A 15,709-nucleotide genomic window follows, 5' to 3' on the forward strand; every position below is an offset into this window, starting at 1 on the left:
CGCGTACTGGAGGTCGATGGGCCACTCCACGCTCGCGGGCCCGCCGGGCACGGCGAGCGCGGCCCGCGCCGCGCGGCGCCGGCCCCCCCCCCCCCCCCCGGGCGGGGGGGGCCCCGCCCCCGGGGGGGGGCGCCGGGGCCCCCCCCGCCCCCCCCGGGGGGCCCCGGCCCTCCACCGCCGCCCGCACCGCCTCCGACGTCGTCACCCCCGAGCTGGTGGCCCGCCTCGGAGCGGGTGTCGTCGGTTCGGGCCGGACCGTGAGCCACACCCCGTACACGGGTGAGGTGCTGGCCGAACTGCCCGCGTCCACACCCGAGGACGTCGCGACGGCGTTCGAGCGCGCCCGCGCCGCGCAGCCCGCCTGGGCCGCCCTGCCCGTGCGGCGGCGCGCCGCGATCCTGCTGCGCTTCCACGACCTGCTGTTCGACCGGCAGACCGAGGTGCTCGACCTGATCCAGCTGGAGACCGGCAAAGCCAGGTCGCACGCGCACGAGGAGGTCCAGGGCGTCGCCGTGGCGGCCCGGCACTACGGGCGCGCCGCGCACACGTACCTCAAGCCGCGCCACCCCACCGGCGTCGTACCGGCGCTGACCAGGGTCACCCAGCTGCGGCAGCCGAAGGGTGTCGTCGGTCAGATCGTGCCGTGGAACTACCCGCTCGAACTCTCCATCGGCGACGCGGTGCCCGCCTTCGCCGCGGGCAACGCCGTCGTCATGAAGCCGGACTCCGAGACCGCGCTGACCGCGCTGTGGGCGCGCGAGCTGCTGGTCGAGGCGGGGATGCCGGCGGACGTCTTCCAGGTCGTCCTGGGCGAGGGCCCGGTCGTCGGCCCGGAGGTCGTACGGCACGCGGACTACGTGTCGTTCACCGGCTCGACCCGCACCGGCCGCGAGGTCGCGCGCGGCGCCGCCCAGCGTCTCGTCGGGGTCTCGCTCGAACTGGGCGGCAAGAACCCGATGCTCGTCCTCGCCGACGCCGACATCGAGAAGGCGGCGGCGGGCGCGGTCCGTGCCTGCTTCTCCTCGGCCGGCCAACTGTGCGTCTCCATCGAGCGGTTGTACGTGCACGAGTCGGTGGCGGACGCGTTCGTGGAACGGTTCGTGGCCCGTACGAAGGCGATGCGGCTCGGCGCCGCGCTGGCGTTCGGCGCGGAGATGGGCTCACTCGCCGGGGAGCGCCAGCTGGCGACGGTCAGCGCCCATGTCGAGGACGCCGTCGCCAAGGGAGCCACGGTCCTGGCGGGCGGCACCGCGCGCCCCGACATCGGCCCGTACTTCTACGAGCCCACGATCCTCGACGGCGTCGAGGCGCCGATGGCGGTGTGCGCGGACGAGACGTTCGGTCCCGTCGTGTCCGTCTACCGATTCAGGGACGACGAGGAGGCTCTCGCCCGCGCCAACGAGGGCGCGTACGGCCTCAACGCGAGCGTCTGGACGAAGAGCGCCCGGCACGGGGAGGACGTCGCCCGGCGGCTGCGCACCGGCACCGTCAACATCAACGAGGGCTACGCCGCCGCCTACGGCAGCGTTCGCGCGCCCATGGGCGGCATGAAGGACTCGGGGCTCGGCCGGCGGCACGGCGCGGACGGCATCCACAAGTTCACCGAGGTGCAGACGGTGGCGCGACAGCGGCTTGTGCCGCTCGGCCCGTCCTTCGGCATGGACGACGAGGCCTACGCGCGGTTCATGAGCCGGAGCCTGCGCGCGATGAAGGCGCTGCGCCTGCGCTGAGCGGGCGCGACGCGGGCGTGGCGCGGTGGCGCCACCGCCGTGCGGCGGTGCCCCGGGCCGCCGCGGGGAAACCCGAACTGCCGCGACACCGAACCGCCGCGACACCGAACTGCCGTGCAACCGAACTGCCGTGACACCGACGAGGGAGGCCGGAAGTTTGTCCGCGGAAGAGTTCCCCACGCGTCCGACCGCACAGGACGCCGACGCCGACCATGCCGACTCCGCCCACGACCACTCCGCTTCCGACGACTCCGCCCACGAAAACGACTCCGCCCACCACCACGACTCCGCCTACGACTACGACGTCGTGGTGGTCGGCTCGGGGTTCGGCGGCTCGGTGGCCGCACTGCGGCTGACGGAGAAGGGCTACCGGGTCGGGGTGTTCGAAGCGGGCCGCCGCTTCACCCGCGACACCCTCCCCAGGAACTCCTGGGACGTGAAGAACTACCTGTGGGCGCCCGCCCTCGGCCTGTACGGGATTCAGCGCGTCCACCTGCTGGGCAACGTGATGGTGCTGGCGGGGGCGGGCGTCGGCGGCGGCTCGCTCAACTACGCCAACACCCTGTACGTACCGCCCCCCGCCTTCTTCACCGACCCGCAGTGGGCGTCGATCACCGACTGGCGGCAGGAGCTCGCCCCGTACTACGACCAGGCCCGGCGCATGCTCGGGGTGCGCACCAACCCGACGATGACCCCGTCCGACGTGCACCTGAAGGCGGCGGCCGAGGCGATGGGCGTGGGGGAGACGTTCCGGCTCGCCCCGGTCGGCGTCTTCTTCGGCGACGGCGAGGACGGCCGGGACGGCGAGGACGGCCGGGACGGCGAGGACGGCCGGGACGGCGCGGCGCACGGCACCCCGGACACCCGGGAGCCGGCCGCGGTCGCGCCGGGCACAACCGTCGAGGACCCGTACTTCGGCGGGGCGGGCCCCGCGCGCAACGCCTGCACCGAGTGCGGCGAGTGCATGACGGGCTGCCGGCACGGCGCGAAGAACATGGTCACGGAGAACTACCTCCACCTCGCCGAGCGCGCGGGCGCCGTCATCCACCCCATGACGACCGTCGCCGCCGTGACCGAGCACGAGGAGGGCGGCCACCGCGTCGTGACGGTCCCGACCGACGCCCGGCGCCGGCGCGGCGGGCACCGCACTCTCAGGGCGCGGTACGTGGTGATCGCGGCGGGCACGTACGGCACCCAGACCCTGCTGCACACGATGCGGGACCGGGCGCTGCTGCCCCGGCTGTCCGCGCGGCTCGGCGAGCTGACCCGGACGAACTCCGAGGCGCTGGTCGGCGCGCAGACCGACGACCGCCGCTACCGCGCGCGGCACGGCGCGGAGCACGTCGACTTCACGCGGGGCGTGGCGATCACGTCGTCCATGTATCCGGACGAGCACACCCATGTGGAGCCGGTCCGCTACGGCCGGGGCTCCAACGCGATGGGTGCCCTGTCGATCCTCCAGGTCCCGCACAGCGACCACCGGATACGGGCCTGGCTCGGCCACGCGGCCCGGCACCCCGCGCTGATGGCGCGCTCGCTCTCCAACCGCCGGTGGTCCGAGAAGACGATCATCGGGCTCGTCATGCAGTCCCTGGACAACTCCCTGACCACGTACCGCAAGCCGAGCGGTCCCGGAAAGGGGCTGCTGACCGCGCGCCAGGGCAGGGGCGAACCCAACCCGAAGCAGATCCCCGAGGCCTCGCGAGCCGCGTCGCTGATCGCGGAGGAGATCAACGGGTTCCCCGGCAGCAACGTGGGTGAACTGATGGGCACTCCGCTGACCGCGCACTTCCTCGGCGGCTGCCCGATCGGGGCGTCGGCGGACGAGGGCGTGATCGACCCGTACCACCGGCTCTACGGTCACCCGGGGATCTCGGTGGTCGACGGCTCCGCGGTCTCCGCGAACCTCGGCGTCAACCCCGCGCTGACGATCACCGCACAGGCGGAGCGCGCGATGGCGTTCTGGCCCAACAAGGGCGAGGCGGACGAACGGCCCGCGCAGGGCGGGGCGTATATCAGGCTGCCCGCGGTGGAGCCGAAGGCGCCGGTCGTGCCGGCGGAGGCGTTCGGCGCGCTGCGGCTGCCGTTCGTGGAGATGCCGAGAGTCCCGAAGGCCTCGGCGACCTCCGACCTCCAGGACGACCGGGACGCTTAAGCGCCCAAGCTGCCTGACCTGCCCCGATCGAGGGGACGCTGCACCCCCCTCCGAGTGCAGCGTCCCCTGATCGGGTCAACGCAAGCAAGACCGGCGACACGCGTAGATGGTTGTCGCACAGACCGGAGGAAGTCGTGTGATCTACGTCACTTCAGCCGTGGTGCGCCGGAGGAAGCGGTGCCGGGCGGTGCGGAAGGGGAGCGCGCGGAGGCGGAGCGAGGGGTGCGCGAAGCCGAGACCCCCTGACGTCCCAGGACAGATGAGGCATCCCGGGACAAGTGAGGCCGGTCCCGGGCGTCCCCGGAACCGGCCTCTCCTGGTGACCGGGCCGCTGTCCCCTGCCGTCCGGTCACCGAATGCCGGGGCGAGGTCCCACGGCGCACCTCTGGTACGCCACACACCCCGGCAGAGCCACGCGTGGATGCTGCTGGTTACCGCTCGATACTGCTGCCGCCGTACCTGGGGGGTACGGACGCACGGTCCAACGAAGTGCCGACGGGCCCGGTCACGCGCCGTACGGGTGAGAACGGCGCAGGCGTCTTTCCCGAACGCGGTTACGACCACCGCCCCGCGCCCTTCCTGACCGGGGTACGGGCCTCCGGCGTCCGCCACGCCTCAGATGCGTCCGCGCGACAGTTCAAGCAGTGTCAGCGCGAGCGACGCGCCGGGCTTGCCGAGGGCCTTGCTGTAGCTGGCGAGGATCTCGTTCTCCCGCGCGATGTTCACGCGGCGGCCGCCCGACGCGATGCGCTCCCGCTGGATCACGGCGGAGACGGCCATCCGTTCCTGGATGAGGCCGATGATGCGGTCGTCCAGTGTGTCGATGCGCTCGCGCGCCCCTTTGATGGCGGTGGTCGCCTCGGGAGTGCGGGCGCCGGTGGTGTCCGTGGTGGCGGTGTCCGTGGTGGTGGTCATGGTGGGTGCTCCTCCGTGCGGTGCCGTGCGGCGGGGTGGATGGAGCCCCGGGTGCGGGTCGGGCCCGGAATGCGAAAGCGCCCCGGGACCGTGCCGGTCCGGGGCGCTTTTCGGAAGTCGCTTTCAGCTCAAGCGTGACGACCCCTGGCACCCGGACTGGCCGGTGCCATAGGTAAAGACGAAGGTCGAGTGCTCGCGCATGCCATGAGTATGGACCCGGTGGCGGCCGGGGGCCAAAGAGGCGCTCGCATGCTGAGACGGAGGCGGGTCTCAGGCCCGGGAGAGCCCGCGCCGGAGTGCGGCGGAAGCGGCGGCCCGGGGCCTGTCGGCGGGCGCCGGTAGAATCGGCAGGACTGACCGACTCGTCGGAGCACCCCGCCACACGCCGGAAGGCCGCCTCGTGCCAGCAGTACCACCCACCGCCGCCGTCAACCCCGCTGCCGCCGCCGGCCGCGCCCACGAGGACACGGTCCTGGTCGTGGACTTCGGCGCGCAGTACGCCCAGCTCATCGCCCGCCGCGTCCGTGAGGCGCGCGTCTTCAGCGAGATCGTCCCGTCCACCATGCCGGTCGCGGAGATGCTGGCGAAGCGGCCGAGGGCGATCATCCTGTCCGGCGGCCCCTCGTCGGTGTACGCGGAGGGCGCGCCGAGCCTCGACGTCTCGCTGTTCGAGGCGGGTGTCCCGGTCTTCGGCATGTGCTACGGCTTCCAGCTGATGGCGAAGGCCCTGGGAGGCACGGTCGAGGCCACCGGCGCCCGGGAGTACGGCGGCACCCCGCTGCACGTGTCCAAGCCCGCCTCGACGCTGTTCGAGGGCACGCCCGCCGAGCAGTCCGTCTGGATGTCCCACGGCGACACCTGCTCGGCGGCGCCCGCCGGCTTCTCCGTCACGGCGTCCACGGACGTGGTCCCCGTCGCCGCCTTCGAGAACGACGAGAAGAAGCTCTACGGCGTGCAGCACCACCCCGAGGTGATGCACTCGACGTACGGCCAGCAGGTCCTGGAGCACTTCCTGTACCGGGGCGCCGGCATCGACCCGGCCTGGACCACGGAGAACGTGGTGGAGCAGCAGGTCGAGCTGATCCGCGGGCGCGTCGGCGCGAAGCGCGCGATCTGCGGGCTGTCCGGCGGCGTGGACTCGGCGGTCGCGGCGGCGCTCGTACAGAAGGCCATCGGTTCCCAGCTGACCTGCGTGTACGTGGACCACGGCCTGATGCGCAAGGGCGAGACCGAGCAGGTCGAGAAGGACTTCGTCGCCGCCACGGGCGTACAGCTGAAGGTCGTCGACGCGTCCGAGCGGTTCCTCGGCGCGCTCGCCGGGGTGTCGGACCCCGAGCAGAAGCGGAAGATCATCGGCCGCGAGTTCATCCGGGTCTTCGAGCAGGCGCAGGCGGAGATCGTCGCCGAGGCGGGCGCGGAGGGCGAGGACGTCGCGTTCCTCGTCCAGGGCACGCTCTACCCGGACGTCGTGGAGTCCGGCGGCGGTACGGGCACGGCGAACATCAAGTCGCACCACAATGTCGGCGGTCTGCCCGACGACATCGAGTTCGAGCTGATCGAGCCGCTGCGGGAGCTGTTCAAGGACGAGGTCCGGATGGTCGGCCAGGAGCTCGGCCTCCCGGAGGAGATCGTCCAGCGCCAGCCGTTCCCCGGCCCGGGCCTGGGCATCCGGATCGTCGGCGAGGTGACGCGCGAGCGGCTCGACCTGCTGCGCGAAGCGGACGCCATCGCCCGCGAGGAGCTGACGGCCGCGGGTCTCGACCGCGAGATCTGGCAGTGCCCCGTCGTGCTGCTCGCGGACGTCCGCTCCGTCGGCGTCCAGGGCGACGGCCGGTCCTACGGGCACCCGATCGTGCTGCGTCCCGTCTCGTCCGAGGACGCGATGACGGCCGACTGGTCGCGGCTGCCCCACGACGTGATCGCGAAGATCTCGACGCGCATCACGAACGAGGTGGCGGAGGTCAACCGCGTGGTCGTGGACGTGACGAGCAAGCCCCCCGGCACCATCGAGTGGGAGTGACCGCGCGGCGGTAGCCGCGAGGTGACGACGGCGAGGGGGGGGGGGGGGGGGGGGGGGGGGGGGGGGGGCCCCCCCCCCCCCCCGCGGGGGGGGCGGGGGGGCCCCCGCCCGCCGCGGGGGGGGCGCGGGGGCGGGGGGGGGGGGGGGGGGCGGGGGCCGGGGGGGCGGGCGGCCCCCCGCCCCCCCCCCCCCCCCCCCCCCCCCCTCTTCGTCGCCGTGGTCCCGGTCAGCGCCCCGAGAGCGGATACGAGACGAAGGCGAAGCGTTCGCCGTCCGGCGCCCAGCTGTTGACGTTGAGGGTGCCCTGCCCGCCGAACAGCGCATGGCTGTGCACGGGCACGGACCAGTCGTCGGTGCGGACGAGCCGGACGGTGACGTCGAGGTTCTCCGGATGGCCCAGCGTGCCCGAGGGGAACGACAGATAGGTCGCGTGGCGCCCGTCCGGCGACAGGTGCGGGAACCAGTCGACGGTGTCGGAGGTGTGCAGCCGTTCCACGGGCCCGCCGAGCGCCGGGACGCGCGCCAGCTGGGCATGGCCGGGCGTGTCGGTGAAAGTCTCGGTGTTGAGGACGATCCACGCGCCGTCCTGGGAGTACTCGGGCCCGTCGATGTGCCCGTCGCCGGTGTCGAGCACGCGGCCGGGCCCACCGGTCGCGGGCATCAGCGCCAGACGGCCCCGCGCGCCGGGCACGCCGCGCGGGATCAGCACGTAGGCGAGGGTGGCGCCGTCGGGGCTGACGCCGTGCAGGAAGTGCAGGACGTCATCGCCGCCGGTGGTGCCGTCGCCGCCGTTGGTGCCTCCCGTCAGCCGGACGCCGTCCCCGCCGCTCGCCGGTACCGCGTACAGATGGCCGTCCATGCCGGACACGTACAGGGTCCGTCCGTCGGGTGAGAGTACGTGGTCGTTGTTGACCGGCGGGACGCCCCGAAGCTCGATCTCGGCCGGCTCCGACGGGCCGTCCGACAGATCGAGGCGCCACATCCGGCCGTCGCCGTTGAGCAGCAGACTCCCGCCGTCGTGGCTCCAGTTGGGCGCTTCGAGCAGCAGCTCGGAGGTCTCGAAGACGGGCTCGGGGGCGCCGGGCCCGGTGGACGCGGTCCATACGACGGTCCGCTGCCCGGCGGCGAGCGTACGCGGCCGCATCCCGGCGTCCTGGCCGCCTTCGCCGCGCTGGACGCCCGCGCCGCCCTCGCGGCCCCCGCCGCCTTCGCTGTCCCGGCTGTCGGCCATGGGAATCCCCGCTCCCTCTCTCGTCACGGCACCCTCGTCACCGCGGAGGCACGGACTTCCCGCGGCCTCCGCCGGCTCCGCTCCGCGATGATCAACACGCCGCGGGGCCGATGTCAACGAGCTACCGGCTTCCCGGTTCCTCGCTCAGGACTCCCGCGCCTTGCGCCCGCGCCGGCCCGCGTGTGCGTCCGGCCGGTCGGTTCGTATCGTTTTATGGTTTTACGATGCGCATTGTTCCCTGGTGGACCGTGGTCTCCTCGACGGCCGCGCCCGTTCTGCTGGTCGGCGGCTGGTCGGTCGCGCAGGTGATCCAGGGGCCCCGCTACGACCCCGTCAGCCAGTCGATCAGCGTGCTCGGCGCGTACGGCGCCCCCGGCTACTGGGTGCTGACCGGATCGCTGCTCGCGCTGGGCGCCTGCTACCTGGTGACCGCGGCGGGCCTGCGCGGGGCCACCCGTCTGGGCCGTGCGGTGCTCGGCGGCGGGGGAGTGACGCCGATCGCCCTGACGCTCGTCCCCGCCCCGCACAGCGGCGGCTCGCTGCGCCACGGCGCCGGGGCGGCCGTCGGCTTCGCGCTGCTCGCCCTCTGGCCCGTACTGGCCGTCGGGCGCGGCGGTGACCGCGTGCCGTGGGGGCTGCGGCCCATTCCGGCGAGCGCCGCCAGCGGGGTGATGTGGATCGGCGCCGCGTGGTTCTGGGTCGAACTGCACCGGCAGGGGGCCTCTCGCATGCCGGGGGTGGCGGAGCGCGTCGTCACGTTCTCGCAGGCACTGTGGCCCCTGATCGTCGTCGCCTCGTGCCTGCGCCTCCCGCGCGCACTCGGCGGCGTGGGGACCGTGCGGAGCCTGGCCCCCGCGGTCAGGCGGGTCGCGCCGGACGGCGGATCGGAGCGCCTGCCCGGCGGAGAGCCGTAAGGCCCGGACGTACGAGCCGATCAGGCCGGTCCCGGCGTACGGGACGCCGGTCTTCGCGCGGTATCCGCGGGCGCACGGGACGCCGGTCTTCGCGCAGTGCCCCGGCCCTCGTGCCCGCGCCGGCGCCCCCGGCCACCGGGCGGCGCGGTCGCGGGCGTGACGGTCAGAGGGTGAGTTCTCCCGCGTCCTGCGCCGGGGAGGCGCCGGGCACGGGCAGCGTCTGGCAGGTGAACCCGAGGCGGATCAGCGCCCTGGTCACCTCGTCCGCCGTGAAGTCCCGGCGGTCCTGCCTGGTGATGAGCTCACCCACCTGCTTGACGGGGTAGACCTTGGTGCCGATCTTCACGGCCGCACCCGTGCCGTCCTCGGGCTTGACGCCCTTCATCGTGTGTTCGACCTCGCTCTTGATCAGGTCGAAGGGGAATCGTGCGATCACGCAGCGCATGGGTCCTCACCAGGGTCGATCGGCAGTAACTGTCATCGGGGTGGTCGGAGGTGTGCGGCTCAGCCGCGTTCGGTGCGGCGCCGCCGGTGCTCGCCGCTCCTGGACCCGTCGGTACGCGGCACGTCCGTGCCGGACCGGTCCTCGCCGCGGTGCCCACCGCCGCGCCGCGAGCGGGGTGCGGGGACCGCGTGCGTCTCGCGCGCCGTACCGGAACCCGCGGCGTTGCGGCGCCGGCCCGCGGCGGGGCGGGACCTGCGGCTCCGGGACGCCGTACCGGAACCGGCCGTACGGGCCGGGGCCGGCGGCGGCGTGATGACGACGGGCACGCCCGAAGGCTTCCGCGCGCCGGTGATACGGCTCAGCTCGGCCTCGCCGGAGTTGACCTGGGTGGTCACCGCGGTGATGCCCGCGGCGTTGATCAGCCGCCCGACCTCCCGTCGCTGCTCCGGCAGGACGAGCGTGACGACGAGCCCGGACTCCCCGGCGCGCGCCGTACGGCCGCCGCGGTGCAGGTAGTCCTTGTGGTCGGCCGGCGGATCGACGTTGACGACGAGGTCCAGCTGGTCGACGTGGATGCCGCGGGCCGCGACGTTCGTGGCGACCAGCACGTTGACCAGGCCGTCCTTGAACTGCGTCAGGGTGCGGGTGCGCTGCGACTGGGACTTGCCGCCGTGCAGGGCCGCGGCGCGGACACCCTGCTTGAGCAGGTTCTTCGCCAGCCTGTCGGCCGCGTGCTTGGTGTCGAGGAACATCAGGACGCGTCCCTCGCGGGCCGCGATCTCGATGGTGACGGCCTGCTTGTCGAGGTCCCGTACGTGCAGCACGTGGTGCTCCATCGTGCTGACGACGCCGTCCGACGGGTCGCCGATGTGCACGACGGGGTCGCTCAGGTAGCGCCTGACCAGGCGGTCGATGTTCGCGTCGAGCGTCGCGGAGAACAGCATGTGCTGCGCGTCCGGCGACACCTGGTCCACCAGGGCGGTGACCTGCGGCATGAAGCCCATGTCGGCCATCTGGTCGGCCTCGTCGAGGACGCTGATGGTCACGTCGGAGAGCACGCAGTCACCGCGCTCCACGAGGTCGCGCAGCCGGCCGGGCGTCGCCACGACGATCTCGGCGCCCGAGCGCAGCGCGTCCGCCTGCCTGCCGATGGAGAGTCCGCCGACGACCGTGGCCGTACGCAGCCGCATCGCCCTCGCGTAGGGGGACAGCGCGTCGGCCACCTGCTGGGCCAGCTCCCTGGTGGGCACCAGGACGAGGGCCAGCGGCCGTCGTGGCAGGGCGCGCCGGCCCGCCGTACGGGCGATCATGCTCAGGCCGAACGCGAGGGTCTTGCCGGAGCCGGTCCTGCCGCGGCCGAGCACGTCGCGTCCCGCCAGGGAGTTGGGGAGCGTCGCGGCCTGCACCGGGAACGGCACGGTCACGCCCTCGGTGCGCAGCGCCGCGAGCAGTGCGGCCGGCATGTCGGTGTCGTCGAAGGACGCGATGGACGGCAGCGCGGGGGTGATGGGCTCGGGAGCCGTGAACGCGCGGGGCTGGGCGACGGCCCTGTTCTGGCCTCCGCCGCGTCCGCCCCCGGCGCCCGAGCGGCGCGGAGCGTTCCTGCGGCCCGCGGAGCCGGAGCCTGCCGAGCCCGCCCTGCGGGGGGAGGCCCCGCGGGAGGAATTGGTGGATCGATTGTTTGTGCCGGGCGACCGGTTCAAGGGTGAACCTTCCTCGATGCGGCACGTATCGAGGAATTCCCGGCACCGAATACGGCGCGAAGATTCGCAGGAACGAGCCGGGGTACAGCGATGGATGGGCCTGTCGCTATGCGGGGCCGAATTCTCGCCGGTACGTCCAGGCGTCTGCCTGGGCCTACGTGTATCCGCGGTTGATTTGCGGATACGGGGACGTGTACGGGATGTATACGGGTGTGTACCTGTGCGCTGTGCGGCGCGTCTCGTACCCACCACCCGTAACACGGGCGAATAGAACCCGGTGATACTCCGGTGTGCGCTGGGCCGTGTGCATCGGTGGATGCGGCCATCTGTGGATGCGTGCGTCTGTGGGCGTGGCCCCCCGAGGGGCGGCCATCTGGGGATACGGCGGCCGTGCGCCGTCGGCTTCGACGGCGGGCGTGCCGGTAGGTGACGGGCGGCGGCGGCAGCCGCGGACCGTGGGCCCGCGCGTCGCGCACGGGCCGGAGCCTTGCCCGGGCACGGCGGCGAGCCGGGGTCCCGGTAGAAAACCGGAACCCCGGCTCCAGCACACTCTTGCGAGCTGCGAAGGGTCAGGCGGGGGTGATGTTCTCCGCCTGCGGGCCCTTCTGGCCCTGCGTGACGTCGAAGCTGACCTTCTGGCCCTCCTGGAGCTCACGGTAGCCCTGGGCGGCGATGTTCGAGTAGTGGGCGAAGACGTCGGCGCCGCCGCCGTCCTGCTCGATGAAGCCGAAGCCCTTTTCCGAGTTGAACCACTTCACGGTTCCGGTAGCCATATTGTTCTCCATTCGGGGCAATTTCAGGGCCGCACTGTGCTGCCCTGTGTTGCCGGTGATGCCCCGTCCGGGATATCTGGCGAACCATGAAATCCAGGAAAAACGAAAGTGCACCGACCGGGAAACCGACCCGGTAAGTGCACTCGAAGTTTTGGGAACCACAACTGCAACTGGCTCCACACTAGCACGGCACCCGGGAATGCGCGCGGAAAGATTGCCAATGTGTTCGGCGGCCGGGAAAACGTCCTCCGTGGACCACCTCAAATCTGCACCGGAGGCGACAGATTTGGCGCCCGGCCGCCTCGCGGTTCGGCCGTCCCGCCGCCCGGCCGTCCCGACGTGCGGCTTCGCGCGGCGGGCGGGCGCCGGGGGGGGGGCCGGCTTCAGGGGCGCGCGCCCGGACCTTCGGCGCCGGCGTGCCGCCTGAGCTGCTCGTTCAGCTGGAGGGCCTCTTCGAGCTGGTCCTCCAGGATGATGATCCGACAGGCGGACTCGACCGGGGTTCCGGAGTCGACCAGCTCGCGCGCGCGAGCCGCGATCCGCAGCTGGTAGCGCGAGTAGCGGCGGTGCCCGCCCTCGGACCTGAGGGGCGTGATGAGCCGGGCCTCGCCGATGGCGCGCAGGAACGCCGGGGTCGCGCCGATCATCTCGGCCGCGCGGCCCATGGTGAACGCCGGGTAATCGTCGTCGTCGAGCCGGTCCTTGGCGCGTGACCGGGCTTCTGGCGGCATGCATACCTCTTCCGGAGGAACAGGGCCCCGTCGGTGGCGCCGACCTCGCCGACCGTGGTTGCGCGACCGCCGTGCCGGTCGCCGCGGCCCGTAAGAAACTCTAGCCGGTGGAACGAGCATATCTGTCGCGGCGGCGGCAGTTTTCGCGCCGTCCGGCCTCCTGTGCCGAACCACCCGGCCGCCCGCGCCGCCCCGCTCGGCCGCCCGCTCCGCGTCGCCCGGCCCTCCGCGCCGCCCTCGGGGACCCGGCGACGTCCGACGAGTCCCCTGCCGGCCGGGTCCGGTCCGATCCGGATCGTGACGGTGTCGTCACCCGGCGATGGTCGTTCCGGACCCGGCGGCCCCGGTATGTACGGCAGAATTCCCTCTCATCACAAGGAAGTTCAAGGAAGTCCGGGGAGCCGGGCCATGGGGCGGGAAGGCGGCGTTCGGCGTGGCGGTGCGGGAGGCCCGGGAGCGGGCCGGGACGACGGCTCACGAGGGTGGCTGTACCTGCGGCGACTGTCCGCACGGTGCACGTGAGGGCCACCGGCGGGCCGTGGCCGCCTTCCTCGCGCGCCGGGACGAGCTGGCGGCCGGCCGCGGCCTGCGCGCCGCCGTCGAGCACTCGGCGGGCGCCTCGCGCCAGTGGGTGTCGGACGAGCTGACGCAGAGCGCCCGCACCGTCGCGGAACGCGCTCGCGAGGCGGGCGAGGCCTGGCTGATTGCCGTGTGGCGCGCCACGCTGTTCGCTGTCGGGGGCGGTGTCGTCGTCCTCGTACTCGTCCAGGCGCTCACCGCTGTCGGCACCGGATGGACCCCCGCCCGTACGGCCGGGCTGATCGCGGGTGCCGTCGCCGGCGGGCTCCTCACCGCCGCCGCGACCCTGCACCGCGGGCGCGGCGGGCTGCTCGCGCCGCTCATCGGGGACGACAACCGGCTCTCGACGTCGCGTACGGTCGCGTCCGCCTGGCTGCTGCTCGTGGTCTTCGCGGTACTCGTGCTCGCCCTTGAGCTGGCCGGCGCGTCCCGGGGCGCCGAGCGGGGCGCGCTCGTCTCCGGCCTGGGGCTCGCCCGCGGCGCCGGGCTGCTGACCGCGTCGGCCGTGGTGTGCGCCGTCGCCGTGGCCGTGCGCGGGATCGTCGGCGCGCGCGTCGCGAACCGGCGCGCGCAGAAGGTGCGCGCCGACCGGCCGCGCCTCGCCGACCTGCTCTGCGACGACGACCGCCGCGGCAGCTTCACCGACGTGCAGTACGTGTGCGTCAGCGCCGCGGCCGTCGTCTTCACCGCCGTACGGCTGGCCAGGGACCCCGGCCGGCTCCCCGACCTGCCCTGGGGGCCTGCGCTCCTCGTCGCGCTGTCGGCCGCCGCGTACCTCGCGGGCAAGTTCGCCGAGGGCACCCGGCCCGTCGTGCACTCCGTGGTCCGCGCGCGCGAGGCGGGCGACCTGGACGGGCCGATCAGGACAGGCGACGACATCGAGATCCGCGGCGCCGGTTTCGTACCGCCCGGCGCCAGGACGCCGGACCGGCTGGCCCGCACGGTCGTACGGATCGGGTCGGTCCAGGTGCACGTTCCGCTGGTCCCGGTGCCCGGCGGCTTCACGAACCCCTCCGACACGCTGCTGACCGTGCCCGTACCGGTGGAGGTGGAGCCGGGCCCGGTCGAGGTGCAGGTCGTGACGGCGGGCGGCGTCGGGACGAACACGGTCGTGGTCGAGGTCTGCGAGTAGGGCGGCCGGGGTCGGCCACAAGCGGCCGGGCCCGTTCCGCCCGTTCACTCCGCCGGCTCGTGCCCCGGTGCGGACGACGGTTCCCCGGCCCATCGGCGCAGGGCGGTTTCGAGGCCGGCCGCGGCGGTGCTCCCCGTGGTGTCGGAGGCCCAGGCGACGACTCCGTCCGGACGCACCAGCACCCCGCTCGGCGTCGCGTCGCCGTCGCGCACGCACCGCACGCGCCCGGCCCAGGCCCCGGCGAGGCGGGCGAGGGCGCCGTCCGGGGTGCGGTCGAGCAGCAGGAATCCGCCGCCGTGACCGTGGTCGACCAGCCGGGAGCCGTCCCCCAGCCACAGGTCGGGGACGTACCCGCCGATCAGCGGATGGTCGCCGGGCAGGTCGACGCGCTGCGTGACGCCGGAGATCTTCTTGACGGCGTACGTCGTGCCGTCCCTGGTGCTCAGCAGATCGGCGACGACCTCGCGCAGCGCCGCCGACTTGGCGTCCCCGCGCATCACCCCGATCTGGGCCCGCGTCCAGTCCAGCACCCAGGCGCCCAGCGGACGCCGCTCGGCGTCGTACGAGTCGAGCAGCCCCTCCGGTGCCCAGCCGGCGACCAGGGCGCCGAGCTTCCAGCCGAGGTTCATCGCGTCGCCGAATCCGAGGTTGAGGCCCTGGCCGCCGAACGGTGAGTGCACGTGCGCGGCGTCGCCCGCCAGCAGGACCCGCCCCGACCGGTAGGCCGCGGCCTGGCGGGCGTTGTCGCTCCAGCGGCTCGCGGCGCCGCGCAGCGCGGTCAGCGTGACGTCCGTCCCCGAGACCCGGCGCAGACCGGCCTCCACCTCCTCCAGGGTGACCGGCGCCTCGGGCGTGCCCCCGCGGCGCCGGGTGCGAGGGGCGTCGGCGCTGTCGAACTCCACGGTGACCACCCGGCCGGGCTGCGGCCCGTAGCGGTACGCCCCCCGGTTCGACCAGGTCCATCCGTCCGCGAGCACCGAGGGGTCGGCGATGTCGGCGACCGCGAGGAGGCCGGTCAGCTCGGGGTCGGTGCCGGGGAATTCGATGCCCGCGAGGCGGCGTACGGTGCTGTGCCCGCCGTCGCACCCGACCAGCCATCTCGTGCGCACCGGCCCCGCGGTCGTGTCGACGAGCACGCCGTCGCCGGTGTCCTCGAACCCGGTGACCTCCACCCCGCGGCGCACCGGCACGCCGAGCCGCCCGAGGTGTTCCGCGAGCAGCGCCTCCAGCTCGCGCTGCGGCACGAACCTCGCTCCCTCGACCGAGGCATGCGCGGCGAGATCGGGATCGGACGCGTCCACCAGGCCGGGATCGAGGACCATCCCCGCGAAATGCCCGGTGAAGCGGGTGGGGACGGGCGGGCCGTCGCCGGGGGCCCCGC

At 73.7% G+C, this 15,709-nt stretch carries 12 protein-coding genes; 5 read left to right on the forward strand and 7 right to left on the reverse strand.

The features are described from left to right. The coding region (locus LCE31_RS11560) for a succinic semialdehyde dehydrogenase (protein WP_374118451.1) at window positions 1-1,730 on the forward strand (1,730 nt) is incomplete at its 5' end. A 307-nt stretch (window positions 1,731-2,037) separates the two neighbouring features. Continuing rightward, window positions 2,038-3,885: a GMC family oxidoreductase gene (locus LCE31_RS11565; protein ID WP_225014113.1), complete on the forward strand. Its 1,848-nt coding sequence runs from the start codon at window positions 2,038-2,040 to the stop codon at window positions 3,883-3,885. A gap of 615 nt (window positions 3,886-4,500) precedes the next feature. Here the strand turns inward: LCE31_RS11565 and LCE31_RS11570 are convergent. Beyond that, window positions 4,501-4,800: a chorismate mutase gene (locus tag LCE31_RS11570; RefSeq protein WP_225014104.1), complete on the reverse strand. Its 300-nt coding sequence runs from the start codon at window positions 4,798-4,800 to the stop codon at window positions 4,501-4,503. A gap of 400 nt (window positions 4,801-5,200) precedes the next feature. Here LCE31_RS11570 and guaA point away from each other — a divergent pair, with 400 nt between their 5' ends. Next, window positions 5,201-6,820 (forward strand): glutamine-hydrolyzing GMP synthase, encoded by a 1,620-nt coding sequence (gene guaA / locus LCE31_RS11575; protein ID WP_374118452.1) that lies wholly within the window; start codon window positions 5,201-5,203, stop codon window positions 6,818-6,820. Window positions 6,821-7,046: 226 nt separating this feature from the next. Here the strand turns inward: guaA and LCE31_RS11580 are convergent, their stop codons facing one another. Continuing rightward, window positions 7,047-8,051: a TolB family protein gene (locus LCE31_RS11580; RefSeq protein ID WP_225014105.1), complete on the reverse strand. Its 1,005-nt coding sequence runs from the start codon at window positions 8,049-8,051 to the stop codon at window positions 7,047-7,049. 224 nt (window positions 8,052-8,275) lie between these two features. On the opposite strand from LCE31_RS11580, the gene LCE31_RS11585 reads away from it, so the two are divergent. After that, on the forward strand, window positions 8,276-8,965 hold the full coding sequence (locus tag LCE31_RS11585) for a DUF998 domain-containing protein (protein ID WP_225014106.1): 690 nt from the start codon (window positions 8,276-8,278) through the stop codon (window positions 8,963-8,965). Between the two features lie 163 nt (window positions 8,966-9,128). Here the strand turns inward: LCE31_RS11585 and LCE31_RS11590 are convergent, their stop codons facing one another. From LCE31_RS11590 to LCE31_RS11605, 4 genes are all read right to left on the reverse strand, one after another. Then, a complete protein-coding gene (locus tag LCE31_RS11590) occupies window positions 9,129-9,410 on the reverse strand; it encodes an SCO5918 family protein (RefSeq protein ID WP_225014107.1) in 282 nt (93 codons plus the stop codon). Window positions 9,411-9,469: 59 nt separating this feature from the next. Further along, window positions 9,470-11,113 (reverse strand): DEAD/DEAH box helicase, encoded by a 1,644-nt coding sequence (locus tag LCE31_RS11595; RefSeq protein ID WP_225014108.1) that lies wholly within the window; start codon window positions 11,111-11,113, stop codon window positions 9,470-9,472. Window positions 11,114-11,682: 569 nt separating this feature from the next. Then, window positions 11,683-11,886, reverse strand: coding sequence for a cold-shock protein (locus LCE31_RS11600; protein WP_225014109.1), 204 nt, complete (start codon window positions 11,884-11,886; stop codon window positions 11,683-11,685). Window positions 11,887-12,269: 383 nt separating this feature from the next. Continuing rightward, window positions 12,270-12,617 carry a MerR family transcriptional regulator gene (locus tag LCE31_RS11605; RefSeq protein ID WP_225014110.1) on the reverse strand — a complete coding sequence of 116 codons (348 nt, stop codon included), beginning with the start codon at window positions 12,615-12,617 and terminating at the stop codon, window positions 12,270-12,272. 433 nt (window positions 12,618-13,050) lie between these two features. Here LCE31_RS11605 and LCE31_RS11610 point away from each other — a divergent pair, with 433 nt between their 5' ends. Beyond that, window positions 13,051-14,328: a hypothetical protein gene (locus LCE31_RS11610; protein ID WP_225014111.1), complete on the forward strand. Its 1,278-nt coding sequence runs from the start codon at window positions 13,051-13,053 to the stop codon at window positions 14,326-14,328. Between the two features lie 44 nt (window positions 14,329-14,372). Here the strand turns inward: LCE31_RS11610 and LCE31_RS11615 are convergent. Further along, window positions 14,373-15,709, reverse strand: a 1,337-nt coding sequence (locus LCE31_RS11615) for an FAD-dependent monooxygenase (RefSeq protein ID WP_225014112.1), incomplete at its 5' end; no start/stop codon positions are given.

This window comes from Streptomyces sp. 8L (genome assembly GCF_020176795.1).
In the GTDB taxonomy this organism is placed as follows: Bacteria; Actinomycetota; Actinomycetes; order Streptomycetales; family Streptomycetaceae; genus Streptomyces.

Excerpts from the sequence above, each read along its gene's own strand:
- LCE31_RS11605 (WP_225014110.1), bottom strand. The coding sequence starts at position 12,617 with ATGCCGCCAGAAGCCCGGTCACGCGCCAAGGACCGGCTCGACGACGAC.
- LCE31_RS11600 (WP_225014109.1), bottom strand. The coding sequence starts at position 11,886 with ATGGCTACCGGAACCGTGAAGTGGTTCAACTCGGAAAAGGGCTTCGGC.
- LCE31_RS11580 (WP_225014105.1), bottom strand. The coding sequence starts at position 8,051 with ATGGCCGACAGCCGGGACAGCGAAGGCGGCGGGGGCCGCGAGGGCGGC.
- LCE31_RS11590 (WP_225014107.1), bottom strand. The coding sequence starts at position 9,410 with ATGCGCTGCGTGATCGCACGATTCCCCTTCGACCTGATCAAGAGCGAG.
- LCE31_RS11585 (WP_225014106.1), top strand. The coding sequence starts at position 8,276 with ATGCGCATTGTTCCCTGGTGGACCGTGGTCTCCTCGACGGCCGCGCCC.
- LCE31_RS11570 (WP_225014104.1), bottom strand. The coding sequence starts at position 4,800 with ATGACCACCACCACGGACACCGCCACCACGGACACCACCGGCGCCCGC.